Source organism: Shewanella sp. SP1S2-4 (assembly GCF_031932075.1).
GTDB lineage: Bacteria > Pseudomonadota > Gammaproteobacteria > Enterobacterales > Shewanellaceae > Shewanella > Shewanella baltica.
Map to the genome: position 1 here is coordinate 65756 of NZ_JAUOET010000016.1, position 19768 is coordinate 85523.

Consider the following 19768-nt stretch of genomic DNA (forward strand, 5'->3'; position numbering starts at 1 on the left):
TTATATTTATCAAGATGATACAAATGATGACCCAAGTACCCGATACACCCCAAGCCCTGTACCGTGCGCTGCCGTCGATGGACAGTCTGCTCGCCGATGCGGCGTTAGCCCCTTTGCTGCAAAGCTATGGTAAAGCAGCAGTAAAAGCGGCGCTGGACAGCCAGTTACGCACGGCGCGTGAGCTGATTGCCCAAGAGCGGCGCTTGCCCGCTTGGTGTGCTAACCCGGCGTTATTGAACGGATATTTGGTTGATCAATTGTCTAAGGATTATAGCCATAGTCTCAAGCCCGTGTGGAACCTCACGGGCACCATTCTGCATACCAATCTTGGTCGCGCTCAACAGTCTGAGGCGGCTATTCGTGCCGTTACCTCTGTGATGCGTTATCCCACGCCGCTGGAATTTGAATTAGCCGCCGGTGAGCGCGGCCATCGAGATAATGCCATTAGTGGGTTAATCCAGCGCCTAACAGGCGCTGAAGCCTGCTGTGTGGTGAATAACAACGCCGCCGCTGTGCTGCTGATGTTATCGGCGGTCGCGGCGGGCAAAGAAGTGATTGTCTCCCGCGGCGAGTTGGTGGAAATTGGCGGCGCTTTTCGTATTCCAGACATTATGCGCCAAGCGGGCTGCACCTTAGTGGAAGTCGGCAGCACTAACCGTACTCACCTCAAGGACTATGAGCAGGCGATCACCGAAAATACCGCCGCCATCATGAAGGTGCATACCAGCAACTACCATATCAGTGGCTTTACCGCTTCGGTGGATGAGGCCAGATTAGGCCAACTCTGCCGCGAGCGTGGTGTTGCGTTGATCTCGGATCTTGGCAGTGGTTCACTCACCGACTTACGCCGTTTTGGCCTAAAACAAGAGCCAACCCCCCAAGCCATGCTGGCGGATGGCGTCGATCTGGTCAGCTTCTCCGGCGATAAACTCCTCGGCGGCCCGCAATCGGGTTTGATTGTTGGCAAACAGGCGTTAATTAATAAGCTTCAAAGTCATCCGCTAAAGCGTGCATTGCGCTGCGACAAGCTGATTCTCGCGGCGCTTGAGGCAACGTTGATCCACTATCTCAACCCCGAAACCTTAGACAAAGAACTGCCAATTATGGCTAAGTTTGCCCGTAGCCAAGCTGAGTTACGCCAAATCGGTGAGCGCCTGCAGCGCGCCTTAGCACCGCTGTTTGCCCCGAGCTATGGCATCGAGTTAGTGGAGTGCCAAACCCAAGTCGGTAGCGGCTCGCAGCCAGACACCTTTTTACCCTCAATCACCCTGTGCTTTAACGCGCAAGAGGGCGGCAGTTTAACGCTGCTCGAGCAGCATTTTAAGCAGGCGCAGCGCCCTGTAATTGGTCGAATGGCTCAAGATCAACTTCGCCTCGACTTGCGGGGTATCGATGATGAGGCCGAATTATTGGCCGAACTCAGCACCTTAGGTGTGCAGCTATGATTATGGTCACCGCGGGGCATGTCGACCACGGCAAGAGCACGCTAATCCGTGCCCTGACGGGGATGAACACCGACAGGCTCCCCGAAGAAAAACGCCGTGGCATGACCATCGATCTCGGTTACGCCTTTATGCCTCTGCGAGATGGTACTCGTTTAGCCTTTATCGATGTGCCCGGCCATGAAAAATTCATCAATAACATGCTGGTGGGCGTGAGCCATGTGCGCCACGCGCTGCTGGTGTTGGCCTGTGACGACGGCGTGATGCCGCAAACCCGCGAGCATCTGCAAATCCTCGCGCTTTTACCGCTAAAAAGTTTGACCTTAGTGCTGACCAAGCGGGATTTGGTCGATGACCAAATCGCTGCCAAGTTGACTCTAGAAGGAAAAGCGCTGCTTGCCGAATACGGTATCGAGGCCAGTGGCGTATTTGAGGTTTGCGCGAATGATGCAGGCGATACGGGGGGAGAAACCCTTAAACAACATATTTTAGAGATCGCCGAGCAGCAATCTACCCAAGCGGAAGATGCCAGCAGCTTTAGGATGACGCTCGATCGCGCCTTTAGCGTTAAAGGCGCCGGCTGTGTGGTCACTGGCACAGTGATTAGCGGCAGTGTGTGTATCGGCGATAGCCTCTACAGTTCAGGGCAAAAAGCAAAATTACGGGTGCGCGGCATTCACTGCCAAGGGATGGAAGTTCATCGAGCACTAAGTGGCACTCGGGTCGCCTTAAATCTTACCGGTGTCGATAACCACAGGGCGCCCGCCCGTGGCGACTGGTTAAGCAACCTGCCTCAGGCTGAGCTGTGCGCCAGACCCGTAGTGCAAATTCGCAGTTTCGAACCCATCAGCCATTGGCAAAATGTTCATTGTCACCACGGCGCCGACCATACCTTGGGTCGAGTGTCACTACTCGATGAAGCCGATGAGCAGGGGTGCTATCTGGCCGAAATGGTGCTCGATAAGCCGCTGCTGCTGTGTCAGGACGATCCGATAGTGCTCAGGCATATTGGCGGCAAGCAAACGCTGGGTGCGGGACGTGTGCTGGCAGTAAAAGTTCCCAATCGTAAGAAGCGCACCCCGGAGCGTGTCAGTAAGTTGCAACAGCTGGCTCAGCTCTCCAATCCGGTAAATGTGCTGGCGTTACTCGGCCAGAGTGAGGCGCTCAGTATTGATGAAATCCGTTGGCGCTGGCAGCTAACCGATGAAGGGCTCGCAGCTATGCTAGCGCAGGCGGGGCTGACTCGTCTCGGTACCTATGGGCTATCGACTCAGTTACTTGAGCAAGAAAAACAGCAGTTTATCGAGCTGTTACGTGAGTATCACCAACAGCATCCCGACCAATTAGGGCTTGGGCGTAATCGTCTGCAACGCATGAGCCACAGCATATTACCCAACGAGCTTGCCAATAAGGTGCTCGATAGCCTCTGCCAAGATGGGCAGATGGTGCTGCGCGGCGCTTTGCTGCAGTTGGCGGATCACAAAATTGTCCTCGATAGCGAGGCGCAGCAGTGCTGGCAACGCTTGGCCCCTTGGTTGGCGCTGCAAACCTCGCCCGTGTGGGTGACTGAGATGGGGGAATATCTCGAACTCGAGCCCGCCAAACTTAGATTGCTGTGCTTTCAACTGGTGCAACAGGGCTTTATTACCGCGGTGGTGAAGGACAGATATTTGCTGAGTGAGCAGTTGTGCCACTACGCCAATCTGGTGCGTGAGCATGTGGACACCCACGGCAAGCTTGAAACCGCAGAGTTTAAGGATCTGATTGGCCTTGGCCGCAAGGTCAGTATTCAATTGCTGGAGTTTTTTGACCGCAGCGGTTTTACCCGCAGGAAGTATCGCAGTAACAGCCGGGAAATTCGGGATGGGGAACTATTTTATTCCCATGAGAATTGGCGGAAGAACATAGGAGTCGAACCTACCCAGGACTGCTGGCAGCCCTACCCGGATTTGAAATCCGGACGCCTCACCGGAGACGACGTTCTTCCATTCGAAGACAACTCGATAGTAGAAAATGCGTAAAGATGATTCAAGGCGATTCTTATTTAGTTTATGGGTTTGTGATACAAGTCTTAAATTGTTATCAAACTAATTGTTTTTATTTGGTTTTGTAGTTTTTCGAGGGCGCTATGGAATATCATTCACACGCTGTGGTTACAGAGAGAAACGTAGTCCTGTTAGAGCTGGGACAGGCATCGGATTTGACCGATTATGTCGCCAACGAGGTGCGTGTGGCACTGGTGTACAACGGCATTTCCCACACTGTGATGTTAGCCAGCCCCGAAAACCTCGAAGAGTTTGCCATTGGCTTTACCTTGTCGGAGCGGATTGTTTCCCATGTGAATGAAATTAAAGGGGTGGATCTCGAATTCACTCCCGAAGGCGTGCTTATTCAAGTGGAAATCACCCAAAGATGCTTTATGGAACTCAAGCAGCAAAGGCGCAATATGGCGGGGCGAACTGGCTGTGGTCTTTGCGGTGTGGCTCAGTTGGAAGAGGCGGTAAAACCCGTTATCCGCGTAGATTCGGACGCCAGATTTAATATCGATCACCTGCAGTTTGCCCTCGAACAAGTCAAAGAGAATCAACATCACTTTAGGCTCACGGGTGCAACGCATGCGGCCATGGGCTTAGATCAAGATGGACAAATCATAGCCGCCTTTGAAGACATAGGTCGGCACATTGCACTGGATAAGTTAATCGGTGGATTTTCAATGCGTCAGGCACAGCGTCCTGTCGCCGTGTTGCTCACCAGCCGTGCCAGTTTCGAAATGGTGCAAAAGGCCGCCAGTGCCAATATCCAAATTCTGTTTGCTATGTCCGCCGTGACTTCACTGGCGTTGGAATTAGCAGAGAAAAGCAACATCACGCTTATCGGTTTTTGCCGTAACGGCAGGGCAACGCTTTACACCCACGGTTATCGCCTGTTGGGGCAGCAGTGTGTCAGCTTAGCTAAAGCCATTTAAGCGTGAGGCCACTTGAGATTGAAGTTGTCGAACGCCTTCAATCACTCTGGCACACAGGTTATAAGCGCATTGCGCTTATTTTTTATAGTCTCGTTCATTAGGGTAATGACATGACATGGCAACAATTTAAACAAGAATATTTAGTCCGTTTTTGGGCGCCTATGCCCGCGGTAATTGCCGCCGGTATCCTTTCTACTTACTATTTTGGCTTAACTGGCACCTTCTGGGCGGTGACGGGGGAATTTACCCGTTGGGGCGGACATTTGATGCAGTTTTTAGGTGCAGAGCCTGAAACCTGGGGTTATTTCAAAGTGATAGGTTTACAGGGATCTCCTTTAGATCGCATCGACGGCATGATGATCATCGGTATGTTTGGTGGCTGTATTGCGGCGGCACTCTGGGCCAATAACGTCAAATTGCGTATGCCACAGAGCCGTATCCGTATTGCTCAGGCGCTGATCGGCGGCATTATTGCTGGCTTTGGTGCCCGCTTGGCTATGGGCTGTAACTTAGCGGCCTTCTTCACGGGTATTCCGCAGTTCTCTTTGCATGCTTGGTTCTTTGCTCTGGCGACCGCTGCGGGCTCTTACTTTGGTGCAAGATTTACCTTACTGCCTATGTTCCGTATTCCGGTTAAGCTGAAGAAGGTAAATAAAGCGACTTCGATTAAGCAGGATGAAAATCAGGCTAGACGTCGTTTCCGCATCGGTATGTTAGTGTTTGTCGGCATCGTCGGTTGGGGCTTATTGACTATGTTCAATGCGCCTAAACTCGGCATAGCTATGCTTTGCGGAGTCGGATTTGGTCTGTTAATTGAACGGGCGCAAATCTGCTTTACCTCAGCGTTCCGCGATATGTGGATCACTGGTCGTACTCACATGGCGAAGGCCATTATCTTAGGTATGGCGGTCAGTGCGATAGGCATTTACAGCTATGTGCAACTGGGTGTGCCACCTAAAATTATGTGGGCGGGTCCTAATGCGGTGATCGGTGGCTTACTGTTTGGTTTTGGTATTGTGCTTGCTGGTGGTTGTGAAACGGGCTGGATGTACCGTGCAGTTGAAGGCCAAGTGCATTTCTGGTGGGTCGGTTTAGGCAATGTGTTAGGTTCGACTTTACTGGCGTATTACTGGGATGATCTAGCTCAACCCTTAGCGACTAACTGGGACAAAGTGAATTTATTGACCAGCTTTGGTGATCGAGGCGGCTTATTGCTGACCTATGTGCTGCTGGGACTTTCCTTTGGCGCTATGTTGTTATGGGAAAAACGTTTCTTTGCTCGCAAGGCGAAGCGTGATGAACAATTGCTAGCGGAGGCGGCGTAATGAATCAATATGTTCCAGATTATCAACTCGATATGGTGGGGGAACCTTGCCCTTATCCTGCTGTGGCCACCCTTGAAGCTATGCCTAAGTTAAAGCCCGGTGAAATTCTCGAGGTGATCAGTGACTGTCCGCAGTCCATCAATAATATTCCTCTCGATGCTAAAAATCATGGCTATAAAGTGTTAGAAATTGAGCAGAATGGACCAACGATTCGTTATCTGATCCAGCGTTAGTGACTGATTTTCACTGAGGCGTAAAACTGAAAAAGGCACAAACATAAGTTTGTGCCTTTTTACTATTTCCTTTGGAAATACAATTAACTTCCTTTGGAAAAGTTTCCTGTAGTCGATATCTAACCGAGTTAACGCAGGCTTAGCCTTGGCAATCTAGCGGCAGATATTCGTCAGGAATGTCGCTACTGCTGCATACCCAAGTGATATTGCTTTGCTCATCGACTTGTGGCGATAGATAGACTTCGTAGCCTTGATAATCACCGAGGGCTTCGCTTCCTACAAAGCCGACAATGCCATCTGTGTACAAATTAAATGTCGCAATCTGCTCGTCCGTCAGCTTTAGGGCATCTAATTCAGTTGGCCATGCTTGGTTGGTTTGATAATAGCCAACTAAGATGTCGGTGATCGGCGTTAATGCTTGGTGCTGCTGATCGATACTGGCAATGGCGAGTGTTGCGTCAGGCACAGTCATGGCTGCTGGTGTCGCTTCGGTTGCAGCCGGGGCTTCATAACTCGTGGCTGCACTCATCTTTTCTTGATATTGCTTGTATGCTGGCAACGCAACTGCGGCGGCAACTCCAATAATCGCAGCAAAAATAATGAGTCCACCGCCTGCCGTGCCCATGCGTGGCATAAAGAGGCTAAATACAAATGCCCACGCACTGCGTGATGGCGGCGTGTATTCAGTTCCCTGCGCTTTGGCGTCGACTCTTGCCATACGCTTAGTCAGCCAAGGATAGCTGCCGTTAAGCTCGTGCAGTGACATCCAAAAACCACTCGATTCGCGAGCTTGGCGGATATATTGATCCACATTCATACGTTTCCATTGCTCTACGCCAGCGGCTAAGACGGCGACGGCATTGGTGGCAGAACGTAAGCTGTTGCAGCAACGTAACCCGTGGAGGTCGCAGGTATATTCACAGGCGCGAGAATAAGCCGCACCCACTAAAGGCAACCAAGTGGCGAAGACTAAAAAGGGCGCTTTGCCAATATGATTGCGGCGAATATGGCCTAATTCGTGGCCGATATAGAAGTTAAGTGCATCTTTATCGGACTCAAGCGCATCCACAATCGATGAAAACAACACGATATAGTTACGGCCGAGGAAGCGGGTTGCCAGCGCGTTTAGCATGCCATCGGCGGCCAACAAGTAAGCCCGTGGTGGCTCTTTCATTTCTAAACGATCGCAGCATGCTAAATATTGTTTGTGTAATTCAGGGAATTGCTCTGCATTGATTTCGACAGCCGTACCTTTTAGGTAGCTGATAAAAGCGGAGTGGCTGAAAAGATAAATAATGAAAAACATCAACACATAGAGCAGGGCCATGCCCAAAGTGCCTATGATCAATGCTGCCCAGACGATCCCTGAGATAATCGCTAACAGAGTGAACAGCGATTTTTCCTTCGAATAGACAATATCTGTCATTTGGATGGGATTATCTTTCCCTGCGGTTGGGGTAATAACTTGTTCCATGTTGATCCTTTTCCTAGTGAAGTGACAAGCGGCGTGAAAATAGTCAATTTCGCTCGAAAATTCAACCACTATCACGCGTAATACCAAAATTAACCGTTTTGTGATTCGGTTAAATCAGCATTAAGCGCAACTGGCGTAGGAAGCTTGTGTCAGGATCTTGCGGCTTTTAGCCTGTTGGCAAATGTGCTGGCTGTTTTCCAAAGGCGGTTAAGGTGCCTTTATCGCCGTGCCCGCCTGAATGGCTGCTTGAGCGAGGCTGACAATTTGCTTCTCTGCGGTATTGGAAAGGCTTTCATGAACTTTGCTTAGCTCATCCATTTGTTGACCAAGCATGTCCATTGATGTGCTCAGGTTGTCGATCTCCATCTGTATCTGAGGATCTTCTTTATCGGCCGCAATATTGAGTAGAAGTTGCTGAGTTTGGCTGTTGATCGCGTCGCCTTTTTGCTGCATTTGTTCGCCTAACACTTTCATTTTCTCACCCTGTTGCTGCATGGGCATGATGGCGGTTTTTATTTGCGCCACTATGGCGGGATCTGTGATGACATAAGGCGTGCCTGCTTTTTTCACCCATAGGTAATCGGTATGATAAGGATTACCTTGGCGTTCAAGTTGCTCCCAATCGTCACTGTGGCCAGCACCGATAGTCATCTCGCCATCCTGTTTAACATAAATCCATGAAAAATCTGGCTGACTTTGGCTGAGCACTGATTGGCTGAAGACTGATATACCTCCATCGGCACTGTTGCTCGTTGCTTGGCCCTTTGTTTGAGTCGCCCAAATGGCGGTTGGGATCAGAGCGAGAATAAACAGACCGCCCATAAGTTGAGTGCGCGTATTCATAGTGTTTCCTTGTATGGCTGTGTGGATCGGCGGGTTATGCCAGAGTTGCATTAACCTGCCACAGCAGAATCTGTGCCATAAAAATTTCATATTACTTATCAATCTAATGGCTATTTAAGTGTCCGCCGATCACTGCCGAGATGGCGCTAGAGTGTTCGGCAATGTGTCCGAACAGGCTGGTGGACACGGGTTGCAAAGTCGATGTATTTTTTTCGCCGAATTTGATTGTTAGCACTAGAATGAAGTGCTCGTGAGAGTTGAGATAAAGGTGAATTTAATCACGATTTGTACACTATTTTGAGTGCAATTTAAGGCATGACTCTTTGAGTCAGGTTAGGTTAAGCCGATCTAGGGTTAGCTATGGCAAGCGTTGAAGTAAACCACAGAATATAAAGGAATTGAGATGGTAAAGTTAATCAATAAGATGTTGAATAATCGACTGGGCTTCACTAGGTATTGCGTCGCCGTTGTGATGGTGAGTTCGTTAAGTACAGGCGCCATGGCGGCCGATGCGCCTTCCTTTGACTGCGCAAAAGTCAATGCGGGCAGTATCGAAGCTATGGTTTGTAAGGATGCGGGACTGAGCCAACTCGATAATCAGTTAGCTGAGATTTACAGCCAAGCGCTTGAAAAAGCAAAGAATGAACAGCCACCGACTTTAAAAGCGATGCAGCGTGGTTGGGTGAAAGGCCGTAATGAGTGTTGGAAGAGCGAGGATAAACACGCGTGTATTGAAGCTAGCTACCAAACCCGTATTGCCGAACTGCAGGCGCAGTACCGTTTAGTCGATATGACCGGCCCAGTGTTTTATGCCTGTGACGGCAATCCTGCTAATGAAGTCGTGGTGACTTATTTTAAAACCGAACCCGCGACTCTAATTGCTGAACATGGTGATAGTACTTCATTGATGTTTGTACAACCCAGCGGCAGCGGCGCTAAGTATCAAGGCCGCAATGAAAGTCTTTGGGAACATCAAGGCGAAGCGAAAGTGGTTTGGGGCTTCGAAGCGCCAGAAATGACGTGTAAACTGGTGACCAAATAGCGTTAATTGAAGGTCGCCATGAAACAAGCCCTTGTGCATATCGCCTTGGTCGTAAGAGATTACGACGAGGCAATTGATTTTTATGTGAATAAATTAAAATTCGAACTGGTTGAAGACACTTATCAAGCCGAGCAAGATAAGCGCTGGGTCGTTGTTGCCCCGCCGGGTTCTAAGGGCGCGTCTATTTTGTTAGCGCGGGCTTCTAAGCCAGAGCAGTTCGATTTTATTGGTAATCAAGCGGGTGGGCGGGTGTTCTTATTCTTGAATACCGATGACTTTTGGCGTGATTATCGCCGCATGGTCGCCGATGGCGTCGAATTTGCGCGCGAGCCGCAAGAACAAGACTACGGCACAGTCGCTGTGTTTAAAGATCTCTACGGTAATTTATGGGATTTACTGCAATTGAATGATGGGCATCCTATGGCGTACAGGTTAGCGTATCAGGAGTGAGGATTAGAAATTAATACCTAGTCCAAGGTTGTACTTGATATCACGAGTAGTGTGCCAAGGTGTTTGAGTTTCATTAATATCATACTTAAACGAGAGGTAAATCTCTTGTGTAAGCAGATACTTAAGCCCTATTATTGAGTCTGAAATATAGTCAATGGTTGGCGTGTCAGGGAAAGCGATTTGGAGATCGGCATAGGTCTCCAGCACGCCATCAAACCAATACTGTTTATAGTTAATTGTGGTTGCCCAAGCATTGAGTTGATAGGTAAATATTTGACTATCTAACCAAAAGTGGTTGTAAGTGACAACAAAGTCCAGTTTATCTCGTCCTATTCCCCAAAATCGATAACCCGGTCCGAGCGCGGCGTAATAATTGCGAACGGGGAAGTCGAGTCTATCTTCTTGAAAATAATCTTCTTGACGTAATAACCAATGCTCGCTGATGAGGTAGTCAAGGCTGTAGTGAGCTTCAAGCGTATTGCGTTTAGTGGTTTTCTCTTCGGTTTCATAGCGAACCTCAGTTTTGAGGTTATGGCGCCATTGTAAGGTTTCGGCGGTAATATCGCCTTTGGCATGAAGTTTTTGGGTATTTTTAGTGTTACTGGTGACATCAATTGCGGCTTCAACACTGCCACTATAGCGCCACTCAGAGTCACTTTTTCGGTCAGAAAACACCAGATCACTAATAGGAGTTTGTCGATTATTTACCAGCACAAACCCATCGAGGTCGGAGTATTGAATGCTCACATCATGCAGGGTGCGATTAATGCTCCAATAATGATTTTGGGTGGTTTCAAAGCTTTTAATTGCACTACGTTCGATGGTTATTTTAGGGGAATAATTGGGTTTGATGATTAAGTGTTCTTCGTCAAAGTTTTTAATTTCGCCAGTGATTCTATCGCCATTTCTGAGTAACACGGTATCAGCAAGGCTTTGTCCACTTAAGCCCACCAGAAGCATGGCTATAGATAACGTAGGGTAGCGATTTGGCATTAGCGACTGGCTCAGCATAAACGGTGTCGGATATGTTGGCATTCTAGCCTATATCACAGCGAGTAAGGCAATAGTGTTAAGAGGAAGAGATGGAATTGGACATCAACGTCCAATTCCTGCTTTTACTCAAAGGATTAGCGGGAGTTAATTTCGGTGATTTTGAGGTTAATTAACTGCTTCTGCCATTGAGCTTTATCTATGCCTTCGACCCAAATCACGCTGCTTTTGCGCTGCTCGCCCTTACGCAGATAGGTTTCAGGCATGCGGAAAATGGCTTCCCATACTTCGAGTTTTTCGGTTTTGAGCAAAGTGCCATTATCGGCGAAGAAGCTGGCTTCCACTTCGACTAAGGTCACGTGTTCATTGCTGGTACTGGCAAGATCGAAACTGAGTCCGAGTTTATCGCCTTTCCATTGTCCGCCTGTAAAGCTGACTTTGATCCCGTCTTTGGCGGTCGAGCCTAATAATTCAGGCTGGGCAATCGCGGTGGCAGTCAAGGTGGTGACAGGTGCCGCCACAGTTTGAGTGGCGAGTGCAACACTTGGGACGCTGGCAATATTGCTTGAGGTGCTCACTGCCGTCGCTGCTAAGGCATTGGGCGCAGCTTTGGTTTCTGTGATCACATATTCCCAGGTAAAGTCGTCTTTAAGTCTGACTTGGGCGCCATTTTCTAGGGTGATTTGAGCTACGTCGGCGGCCATAACCGATGATGTTAGCAATAACAATGAGCTAAGTGAGCTAAGGCGTAATGAAGTTTGCATTAATTTTCTGGCTCCGATATCCGTCTGAGTCAATATTCTGCCCTAACATAAACAATTTGCCGCATATTAGTCACTGTCTAAGTCGTGTTTTGATGAATAAAGTGGATTTAGCTGGAAGATACTGACTCGAATACAGATTGAGCTCACTGAGTGTGGCACTATATTGATAGCGCGGTGACAGGACACAGTCAGATAGCGGCAATGATCAATGAATTAAGCGTGAGGAGATTAAGATGCAGATTAAACATGGAATTTATGGCGTCGTTATTAGCTTGGCATTGAGCGCGGCAGCATGGGCCGATGAAGCCCCTAAAGTGGGCTGCGCGGCGAAGTTAGAAGCCATCAGTGCCGAACTTGCCCAAGCGAAAGCGGCGGGCAATAAGCATAAAGTTGACGGGCTCGAAAAGGCCTATTACGAAGTCTCAACCCATTGTGATGACGACAGCTTATATGCCGAGCGCGTTGCCAAAGTTTCGGCCTTAGAAGAAAAACTGACTGAGCGCCAAAATGAACTGGCCAAAGCCATAGAAGAAGGTCGTTCTATGGATAAAATCAATAAGAAACGCAATAAGGTCGCCGAAGTGGAATTGGAGCTTGCTAAGGCGCGAGCCGAGCTAACGCAATAAATAGCTCAAGCCCAGTCGCTAGGAGCTTAGCCCGCGTAACCTATGCTTAAAACTGTGGATTCTGTGCTGGAGTTGTAGCCCGCGCTCAGGATGAAATGTTCTGTGATGCGGTATCTTAGCCCTGCTTCTGCGCCCCAACGGGTGGTTTTATCTTCTTCCCATGTGGGTTTGCCATCGACAATTTTGGGTGAAATGTTATTCGTGTAAGACACAGCGCTGATATAGCCGCTGCCGCCCGCATAAAAGCTTAAGTCGGCAGTGAGGCTGTAGTTTAACCCTAAGCGAAAGAGGCTTTCTTGGCGATATGACAGCGCGGGTTCTGGCACTATTACATCGGTTTCACGGCTGCGGGCATAGCCGAGGTAATAGCCCCATTGCTGGTAATTATTATCGAAATGATAGGGTGCTAATGTAATGCCGTAGAGATTGTCTGCGGCGGGAACGTAATCCAGCATGAGGGCGATATAAGAAGGATTGGCGGTTTTCTCTGATTTATCTGACATCACCAATGGCTTCGAAGTGCTATATTCGGCAGCTTGAAGTGGTTGGCTTAGGCTCAATAGTCCAAAGCTAAGACAGGCTAGCATAGATGAATAACGACTCATGGGATGATTTCCTTGGGAACAGGTTGAAGATTGTTCATTTTCCTTTGTGCTCGGTCAATTCAAAATGCTAAAATCTCTTTTAAAATAAGTGTTTGTAAATTTATTGTGTTTGGATGTCAGTATTTTCTAGGGTGACATTAACCGAGGTCAACTCGGCGGTTACCTTTGTATGGGTTTGTTGCGCTAGCGCCTACGTTGGAGTGGAATTGTGGATCAGGAAATAAGGCTCGAAATTTCGGCATGGTTAGCGGGCTTTGGGATTGATAGCCAACCCTCGGACGGCATATCAACCAGCATCATGATCATTGCCTGCTTACTGCTTGCAGGCATCGCTTATTTCATTGTTCGACGCGTAGTCATACGTGCGGTCAACATGGTGATCCTGCGCTCCAAAGTTACCTGGGACGACGTGTTCATGCGTTACAAGGTGCTCGAAAAGCTGGCCATGCTAGTGCCTGCAATCGTGCTCAATCTATTAGTGCCCATCGCCTTAACCGAGCATCAAATCTTAAGTAATTTAGTCGATCGGCTACTGAGTATTTGGCTGGTGGTGCTGATGATCCGCGCTATTTATGCGGGTTTAGATGCGGTCGATGAAATTTCAGATGTGAATCTGGTGAGTCGGCGTTTACCCGTTAAAAGCTTTGTGCAGTTAACTAAGCTGTTTTTATTCTTTGTCGGTATTATCGTTTCTATCTCAATCTTGGCCGATCAGTCCCCTGTGTACTTCCTCAGCGGCTTAGGTGTGGCGACGGGTTTTGTGATGTTAGTGTTCCGCGACACTATCTTAGGTTTCGTGGCGGGTATTCAGTTAGCGGCTAACCGTATGGTGAGCAAGGGCGACTGGATCCAGATGGACAAATACGGCGCCGACGGTGCGGTAGAAGAAGTCTCGCTGACCACGGTCAAAGTGCGCAACTGGGACAAAACCATCACTATGATCCCCGCCTATGCCTTAGTGTCGGATGCGTTTCGCAACTGGCGGGGTATGTCTGAGTCGGGTGGTCGTAGGATCAAACGCGCCATCAATATCGATATCAACAGCATTAAGTTTTTGAGCGAGGAAGAGCGCGAGCGTCTGAGTAAGATCAATTGCTTAAAAGAATATTTCCCTGCAAAGATCAACGAAATCCGTGAGTCGAATGCCAGAGTGTCTGACCTCGACATGAAAGTAAACGGTCGCCATTTGACTAACGTCGGCACCTTCCGCGCTTACCTGCAGGAATACCTACAGCGTCACGATAAAATCCATAAGGAAATGACCTTAATGGTGCGCCAATTAGCGCCGACCACTGAGGGATTGCCGATCGAGGTTTATATCTTCACCAACGACACCCGCTGGGCATTTTATGAAGCAATACAAGCGGATATCTTCGACCATATTTTTGCGATATTGCCTGAGTTTGGTCTGCAGGCATTCCAAGCGCCAACGGGCAACGATATTCGCAGCTTAAAGTCGGTTAAGGTTGACTAGTGTTAATGACTGTCGACGATTATTGATTTAATTTCGAGAGATAAGAATCGCGGCTAAGGTAAGAAAGACACCGCCGCTGGTTCTGTCAAACCAATGCAGCTTGTTGCTCGCCTTTAGGCTGGGCGCAAGCACATTGGCCATGCTGGCGTAAATCATCACAAAGCTAAAATCCACCACGGCCCAAGTGGCTGCAAGTATAGTAAGTTGCGGTAATTGCGGCGCGGCAAGATCGATAAATTGCGGAAACAGCGCGGCAAAAAATAGTAAATCCTTGGGATTACTGATCCCCACCAGAAACGCCTGCTGATAAAGTTGCCTTGGCGTGCCTTTGCCTTTTAATTGGCTGACCTCAAGGGTTTGACCTTGGTTCTTGGTCAACAACAGCTTAATACCTAAAAACACTAAATAGGCCGCACCGCACCATTTTAGCAGGGTAAAACCGTATTCTGAGGCGCTGATAATGGCTCCTAATCCCGCTGCTGACGCCATCATCAAGACTAAAGCGGCACTCACACTGCCAAGGCCGGTGGCCATGCTGCGCATCTTGCCGAAATGGATCCCGTGGGACATAGACAACATAGCGATGGGGCCGGGCGAGATCCCAATCAATACAATGGCGAAGAGATAGAGTAACCAAGTTTCGGGTTGCATGTGTGCCGCTCTAGATGGGGGAAATATTAATGCTTCGCACTCGCCACAAAATCAGGGATCACCTTAGGATGGCGGCCTTTAATGGTGCGATAAAAGCTTAAAATCTCGTGCATGTCGGTCGTGATATCACCACTGGGTTGCAGTGGCGTACGGATAACGACAGTGCGGCGGCTAAAGTCTAAGCCAACGGGAGTGATAGGCACGTGAGCCTTGCAGGCGATATGGTAGAAGCCGCATTTCCAGCGTGTTACTGGGCTGCGGGTGCCTTCGGGCGCCAACGCTAGCTTATAATCGGTTTTCGACTCAAACAGCTGCACAGCGGCATCGACCAAGTTGTTGTTTTTGCGTCTATCCACCGGGCTGCCGCCAATCGCGCGGAAGAACCAGCCCCAAGGCGGGATAAAGAGTTGGTGTTTACCGAGAAAGTGAATTCGAGTGCCAAGCGCCCCACGAGCTAAGATACCCACGATGAAGTCCCAGTTACTGGTATGCGGCGCGACTATGATGATGTATTTAGCGCAGTCGGGCAGTTGGCCTTCTATCTGCCAGCCTGAAAGCTTAAGTAGCCAACGGCAAAGTGGTGTAAACATAGTTCGGTGCCCAGAGTCGAAAAATTAATAATATCATCAGCTTTTTTAGATTTTAAATTGGCTTAAACAAGATAGTCTGTGCTGAATTCGCTATAGTACAGTCTAACCTGATTGTGGGGGAACAATACTATGTTGAAAAATGGACTATTAAACAAGGTTAACTGGCAGCGTGTTTTTGCGGCACTTTTACTCTTAGTGACTTGCCATGTGAGTGCGGTGCCGACGGATGAAATTACGCAGATGCTCAAAGGCCAAGAAGACGCCTGGAATCGCGGCGATCTCGATGCTTATATGCAAGGTTACTGGAAGAGCGAGCAATTGCGTTTTGTCTCTAACGGTAAGTTCCGTTTCGGCTGGGAGGATACGCTCGCTGCCTATAAGATAAATTATCCCAATAAAGAAGCGCTTGGTGAGCTGAAGTTCACGATCAAAGAAATCAAAATGCTCAGCAATTACGCCGCTATGGTCGTTGGGCGCTGGGATTTACGGCGGATAAAAGATGCTCCAACGGGCGTGTTTACCCTGTTGATTGAGAAAATTGACGATCGCTGGGTGATCACTATGGATCACAGTTCGGACTAAGCTACTACTTTAATTGAACAACAGCGCTGACTAAAGTGCGCCGTTTCAATCTAAGGCTGCACAGTTGTTCAGTTTAGATTTGCGTTAATAAACAGTCTGGCTTAGCGGGTGGCTCGGCGGGCAGGGTTAAATGGAAATCCTGCTGTCCGAGCTGTCTACCTTTACCGTCGTATCTCACTTCGGTGAAATGCATGCCGCCCTCAGTATCCTCAAGTAGAATGCTGGTGGAGCGCGTACCATAGTCGGGGTGACGAATATAAATTGCGGCTAAGCGCCGTTCCCACTCTATCCCCACTCCCGTGTTCGGCAATTCATTATCTTGTGGTCGAGAGTCGTCTTTCATCAGCTGTAACAGCGCTTGCACTTCTAGGTTGTCTGACTGACTTATCACGGTTTCTAGCGCTTGTTGTCCCTTCGCCATTTTCGGCCAAATATCATCGAGTGCACCATTGCTAATGGCATGAAACCCATCGGCGAGTTTGACTGTGTCTTTATTGATACTGTTAAAACAATATAAGTCAGTACCTTGGCCGAAGACGAGGTTGAATGGCTGATAATTGTCACTGTGCTCAATGAGCCAATTCGGGCACACGAGCGACCCAGAGTTGAGCGTCATAGTGATGAGTTCGCCACGGCTACGCATGGCTTCTGGGTTCTTTTGCGGTACGCGCAGATTCGTCACAGCGGCGACTTGTCCCTGTTTATTCACCCCAAACCAAGTGCCGCCCGCCTGCAGATCTTTACCTGCAAGTATATTTTCTTCTGGTGGCCAAAAGTGCGCTGGCGCGGTCGGTCTATGGTGAAACTCATCGCGGTTGGCACAGATGATTAAGGGATACTTAGGATGGGCATTAATGGCGACAAAGAGTATGCACATAGCAGGCTAAATTAATCCAAAGGTAGATTAACTTAGCCTGTCTGCTCATAAATGAACAGTGTTAGTGGTGCGAGTGCTTATTTGCTTTTGCTTTTTCGTGTGTATGTTCATCGGAATGATCATGGGCACTAGGTATTTCAGTCGTGCTTTGAACAGATGCGTGCGAAGCGCTATGGCTATGAGCATGTTCGTGGGAATGTCCATGCGCGTGCGAATGACTATGCCCATGAGCTGCCGGTTTGCTCAGCATTAAGCGGCGTAGAAATTTACGTGGGCCTAAGCGCAGTAAGCTGGCGGCAAATAATCCCGACAGGATCAGTAGCGCGACTAAGTTCACCACTTCTGGCAAAGTGAATAGGGAGAACCACAGTGGCAAACGTAGTGCTGCGACTAAACTCAGCGCAATAATACTCAGTAATATTGCCCTTTGCGGCCATGTCATTAACTTAAGCTGCGCTATGTTAAGCACAGGTGCGGCAATCAGCGGCATCATAATTGCGATAGGGCTCCAGCCACTGTAGGCCAGTGCAAGAGCCAGCACCGCTGCGCCTAAGTTGCAGAAACGCATAGGTAAGAATACGAGTAACAGCACTATAACCTGCAGGAGCGGATTGCTTAATGGCACTGAAGGATGGCCGATTAAATTCACTAATACTAGGCTGAGTAAAATCCACGGTGCGCTGCGATCGACTAAATGTGCAAAGCCGAAACGTAGGAAATTACTGGGTAATTTAGTATGTGGATCGGTAATAGTGACGTTAGCGTGGCTTAAATAAGCGCTGAGAATAAAGACCACAAGTAACTGGAATAACGCTAACCAAGGACCGAGCAACAGGGCGGTGATGACTAAGGCTTCTGGCCCCGCTAAGCGTTGGAACCAGCGACGGGCTAAGCTGCTATCCTGCGGTGTCAGACCTAATTTAAAGCGCAGCGCCGCCGCACCATAGCTCAGCAGTAATATGGGCGCGAGTGTCAGTAGCCAAGTCATTAATTGTTCTGTGCTGTGATCATGGTGGGCATGTTCGTGGCCGCCAGAATCCATCAAGAGCAGCATCACGAGCAAGCCTATGCCGAGCAAACTACCGATACCCGCTTGGTACTCGTATTTGCCTTGCTTGTCGGTATCGTGCTGGCCGTGGGGTTGATGTAGCACCACATGCAAAATAGAACCGGTAACAAAGGCTTGTAAATAAACGGTATTTTCTAAACTGAGCTGAGTGATTAATTGCTCGCCTGCAAAGTAACCAACACCCGTAAGTAGCATCATAGCGACCAGCACTAAGCTTGCCCAGCGGGTGCCGACTTGAGGTTTGAGTAACCACCAAATGGCGAGGCCGACGGGGAGGCGATGCATAATGACCCCGAGGGCAAGTAAGATCGAACTGCCGTCTTGCTGCGCCAATACCATAGCGCCACCGTCGGTGATGGTGTGCAGTAGCAAGCCACCGATCCCTAGGGACAAGGTGAGATTATGGGTGATTTCTGAATAACGGTGGAATAGGCGTTCGCTGGCGGTCGGTCCCCAGATACCTAGGAATACAAAAACAACGGCTAACAAACCGCCATGCTGCAGCAGCTCTGGCAAGATGTGGATCAACACTAATCCGCCTAATGAGACGAATATAAAGCCATCGAGCCCCTTCTGTAATCCGCTGCCCGATGAAAAGTAGCGATAAAACAGTGGCCCAATTAAGAGTGCGATACAACTAGCAAGAAGATAGAGCATGGATTCCACGGAAATTTGCTGAAAAAACGCCATAGTATACCAGCTGTAAGTCAAAGTGAGCAGTGACTTGCTGGCAATTTACCAAACTGACATTTTGCGCTGGGGTTTTCGGGGGCGAATTTTATTCACTTTGGCCATTTAGCGGAGAAATTTTCAGATCTAAGCCGAGAAAAGGTTATACAATATGGGCTTATGTTGGCTTGGGTGTTGATACGTTAAATGGATATATTTTCTGCTGCGGTAATGTTGTTTTTGATCATGGACCCCCTGGGGAATTTGCCGATTTTTGCGTCGATTCTACGGCATATCGATCCTAAGAAACGCCGTAAGGTATTGATCCGCGAGTTACTCTTCGCCTTAGTGATCATGCTGTCTTTCCTTTATGCGGGTGAGGCTATCTTAAGTTTCTTAAATCTTCGCTCTGAGTCTGTGAGTATTGCAGGCGGGATTATTCTGTTTCTTATCGCGATTAAAATGATTTTCCCTCAACCCGGTGGTGTCGTTGGATTAGCCGCGGGAGAAGAGCCATTTATCGTACCTATGGCCATTCCCTTGATGGCAGGTCCATCGATTCTTGCCGCTTTGATTCTACTGGCGCATACCGATAGCTCACGCATGGGCGATTGGACCATAGCATTAGTGTCTGCTTGGGGGGCAAGCGCAGTGATCTTAATGTTTTATAAACTCTTCACCCGTGTGCTGGGTGAAAAAGGCCTCACTGCGGTTGAGCGTTTGATGGGCATGGTATTGGTCATGATCTCAGTACAAATGTTCCTCGACGGTATTTCAAATTATCTAAAAACCGCCGGCTAAATTTATCTCGCTCGCTTAAATCGAAACCGCATTAACGCTATTAATGCGGTTTTTTTATGGCAGGGATTTGGCTGGAATGCCCTCAGCATAGAGGTTTGCTGAATAAACGCTGACAAAAGTGTAAATCGTGCCAGCGAAGTAATGTATCAAGTTGTTACTTCAACGCAGTGCTGATAATGTCAAAAACTCTGTCTCTCTATCTTGAGATAGATAAACCCTGAGTAGATGACTCATAAAGGCAAATTTGTCTTAATACAAAGAGACACTAGTCTTAATAAATAGAATGGCGTTGGCTG

General features: G+C 48.6%; 19 protein-coding genes, 1 tRNA gene and 1 pseudogene. 11 read left to right on the forward strand and 10 right to left on the reverse strand.

Annotation, left to right across the window (positions count from 1 at the left end; translation table 11 throughout):
- Positions 1-23: 23 nt before the first annotated feature.
- Together selA and selB are read left to right on the forward strand one after the other, a co-directional pair.
- Positions 24-1445: an L-seryl-tRNA(Sec) selenium transferase gene (gene selA / locus Q4Q52_RS14865; RefSeq protein ID WP_311990959.1), complete on the forward strand. Its 1422-nt coding sequence runs from the start codon at positions 24-26 to the stop codon at positions 1443-1445.
- A 2-nt stretch (positions 1446-1447) separates the two neighbouring features.
- Positions 1448-3241: pseudogene (selB, locus tag Q4Q52_RS22235) on the forward strand (selenocysteine-specific translation elongation factor); the annotation flags it as partial.
- A 93-nt stretch (positions 3242-3334) separates the two neighbouring features.
- Here selB and Q4Q52_RS14880 read toward each other — a convergent pair.
- Positions 3335-3429, reverse strand: a tRNA-Sec gene (locus Q4Q52_RS14880).
- Positions 3430-3570: 141 nt separating this feature from the next.
- Between Q4Q52_RS14880 and fdhD the strand changes: the two genes are divergently transcribed.
- From fdhD to yedF, 3 genes are all read left to right on the forward strand, one after another.
- Entirely contained in the window at positions 3571-4407 is an 837-nt protein-coding gene (gene fdhD / locus Q4Q52_RS14885; protein ID WP_311990961.1) for a formate dehydrogenase accessory sulfurtransferase FdhD, read from the forward strand.
- 110 nt (positions 4408-4517) lie between these two features.
- A complete protein-coding gene (gene yedE, locus Q4Q52_RS14890; protein WP_311990962.1) occupies positions 4518-5732 on the forward strand; it encodes a selenium metabolism membrane protein YedE/FdhT in 1215 nt (404 codons plus the stop codon).
- Positions 5732-5965 carry a sulfurtransferase-like selenium metabolism protein YedF gene (gene yedF / locus Q4Q52_RS14895; RefSeq protein WP_006084883.1) on the forward strand — a complete coding sequence of 78 codons (234 nt, stop codon included), beginning with the start codon at positions 5732-5734 and terminating at the stop codon, positions 5963-5965. The genes yedE and yedF overlap by 1 nt, the downstream gene beginning before the upstream one ends.
- Before the next feature lie 139 nt (positions 5966-6104).
- Here the strand turns inward: yedF and Q4Q52_RS14900 are convergent, their stop codons facing one another.
- Positions 6105-7439, reverse strand: a complete 1335-nt coding sequence (locus Q4Q52_RS14900) for a M48 family metallopeptidase (protein ID WP_259578771.1) — start codon at positions 7437-7439, stop codon at positions 6105-6107.
- 207 nt (positions 7440-7646) lie between these two features.
- On the reverse strand, positions 7647-8282 hold the full coding sequence (locus tag Q4Q52_RS14905; protein WP_311990963.1) for a hypothetical protein: 636 nt from the start codon (positions 8280-8282) through the stop codon (positions 7647-7649).
- A 403-nt stretch (positions 8283-8685) separates the two neighbouring features.
- Here Q4Q52_RS14905 and Q4Q52_RS14910 point away from each other — a divergent pair, with 403 nt between their 5' ends.
- Together Q4Q52_RS14910 and Q4Q52_RS14915 are read left to right on the forward strand one after the other, a co-directional pair.
- Positions 8686-9324: an MliC family protein gene (locus Q4Q52_RS14910; protein WP_311990964.1), complete on the forward strand. Its 639-nt coding sequence runs from the start codon at positions 8686-8688 to the stop codon at positions 9322-9324.
- A gap of 18 nt (positions 9325-9342) precedes the next feature.
- Positions 9343-9774 carry a VOC family protein gene (locus Q4Q52_RS14915; RefSeq protein WP_011982063.1) on the forward strand — a complete coding sequence of 144 codons (432 nt, stop codon included), beginning with the start codon at positions 9343-9345 and terminating at the stop codon, positions 9772-9774.
- Between the two features lie 3 nt (positions 9775-9777).
- On the opposite strand, the gene Q4Q52_RS14920 is transcribed toward Q4Q52_RS14915, so the two are convergent.
- Both Q4Q52_RS14920 and Q4Q52_RS14925 read right to left on the reverse strand, forming a co-directional pair.
- The gene (locus Q4Q52_RS14920; protein ID WP_311890542.1) at positions 9778-10809 is read right to left on the reverse strand and encodes a DUF481 domain-containing protein; all 1032 of its coding nucleotides are present in this window, start codon (positions 10807-10809) and stop codon (positions 9778-9780) included.
- Positions 10810-10901: 92 nt separating this feature from the next.
- Positions 10902-11528 carry a DUF3157 family protein gene (locus Q4Q52_RS14925; RefSeq protein ID WP_311990965.1) on the reverse strand — a complete coding sequence of 209 codons (627 nt, stop codon included), beginning with the start codon at positions 11526-11528 and terminating at the stop codon, positions 10902-10904.
- A gap of 233 nt (positions 11529-11761) precedes the next feature.
- On the opposite strand from Q4Q52_RS14925, the gene Q4Q52_RS14930 reads away from it, so the two are divergent.
- A complete protein-coding gene (locus tag Q4Q52_RS14930) occupies positions 11762-12154 on the forward strand; it encodes a DUF1090 domain-containing protein (protein ID WP_259582577.1) in 393 nt (130 codons plus the stop codon).
- Positions 12155-12180: 26 nt separating this feature from the next.
- Here the strand turns inward: Q4Q52_RS14930 and Q4Q52_RS14935 are convergent, their stop codons facing one another.
- A complete protein-coding gene (locus Q4Q52_RS14935) occupies positions 12181-12759 on the reverse strand; it encodes a TonB-dependent receptor (RefSeq protein ID WP_311990966.1) in 579 nt (192 codons plus the stop codon).
- A 208-nt stretch (positions 12760-12967) separates the two neighbouring features.
- Between Q4Q52_RS14935 and Q4Q52_RS14940 the strand changes: the two genes are divergently transcribed.
- Positions 12968-14233, forward strand: coding sequence for a mechanosensitive ion channel family protein (locus Q4Q52_RS14940; protein WP_006083709.1), 1266 nt, complete (start codon positions 12968-12970; stop codon positions 14231-14233).
- Between the two features lie 27 nt (positions 14234-14260).
- On the opposite strand, the gene Q4Q52_RS14945 is transcribed toward Q4Q52_RS14940, so the two are convergent.
- Both Q4Q52_RS14945 and Q4Q52_RS14950 read right to left on the reverse strand, forming a co-directional pair.
- Positions 14261-14884, reverse strand: a complete 624-nt coding sequence (locus tag Q4Q52_RS14945) for a LysE family translocator (RefSeq protein WP_311990967.1) — start codon at positions 14882-14884, stop codon at positions 14261-14263.
- 26 nt (positions 14885-14910) lie between these two features.
- A complete protein-coding gene (locus Q4Q52_RS14950) occupies positions 14911-15474 on the reverse strand; it encodes a lysophospholipid acyltransferase family protein (RefSeq protein ID WP_311990968.1) in 564 nt (187 codons plus the stop codon).
- Between the two features lie 129 nt (positions 15475-15603).
- On the opposite strand from Q4Q52_RS14950, the gene Q4Q52_RS14955 reads away from it, so the two are divergent.
- Positions 15604-16056, forward strand: a complete 453-nt coding sequence (locus Q4Q52_RS14955; RefSeq protein WP_311990969.1) for a nuclear transport factor 2 family protein — start codon at positions 15604-15606, stop codon at positions 16054-16056.
- Positions 16057-16129: 73 nt separating this feature from the next.
- Here the strand turns inward: Q4Q52_RS14955 and Q4Q52_RS14960 are convergent, their stop codons facing one another.
- Both Q4Q52_RS14960 and Q4Q52_RS14965 read right to left on the reverse strand, forming a co-directional pair.
- Positions 16130-16933, reverse strand: coding sequence for an NRDE family protein (locus Q4Q52_RS14960; protein WP_311990970.1), 804 nt, complete (start codon positions 16931-16933; stop codon positions 16130-16132).
- 61 nt (positions 16934-16994) lie between these two features.
- Positions 16995-18659, reverse strand: a complete 1665-nt coding sequence (locus Q4Q52_RS14965; RefSeq protein WP_311990979.1) for a metal transporter — start codon at positions 18657-18659, stop codon at positions 16995-16997.
- Between the two features lie 219 nt (positions 18660-18878).
- Here Q4Q52_RS14965 and Q4Q52_RS14970 point away from each other — a divergent pair, with 219 nt between their 5' ends.
- Positions 18879-19472, forward strand: a complete 594-nt coding sequence (locus tag Q4Q52_RS14970) for a YhgN family NAAT transporter (protein WP_011848195.1) — start codon at positions 18879-18881, stop codon at positions 19470-19472.
- The last annotated feature ends 296 nt before the right edge of the window (positions 19473-19768 follow it).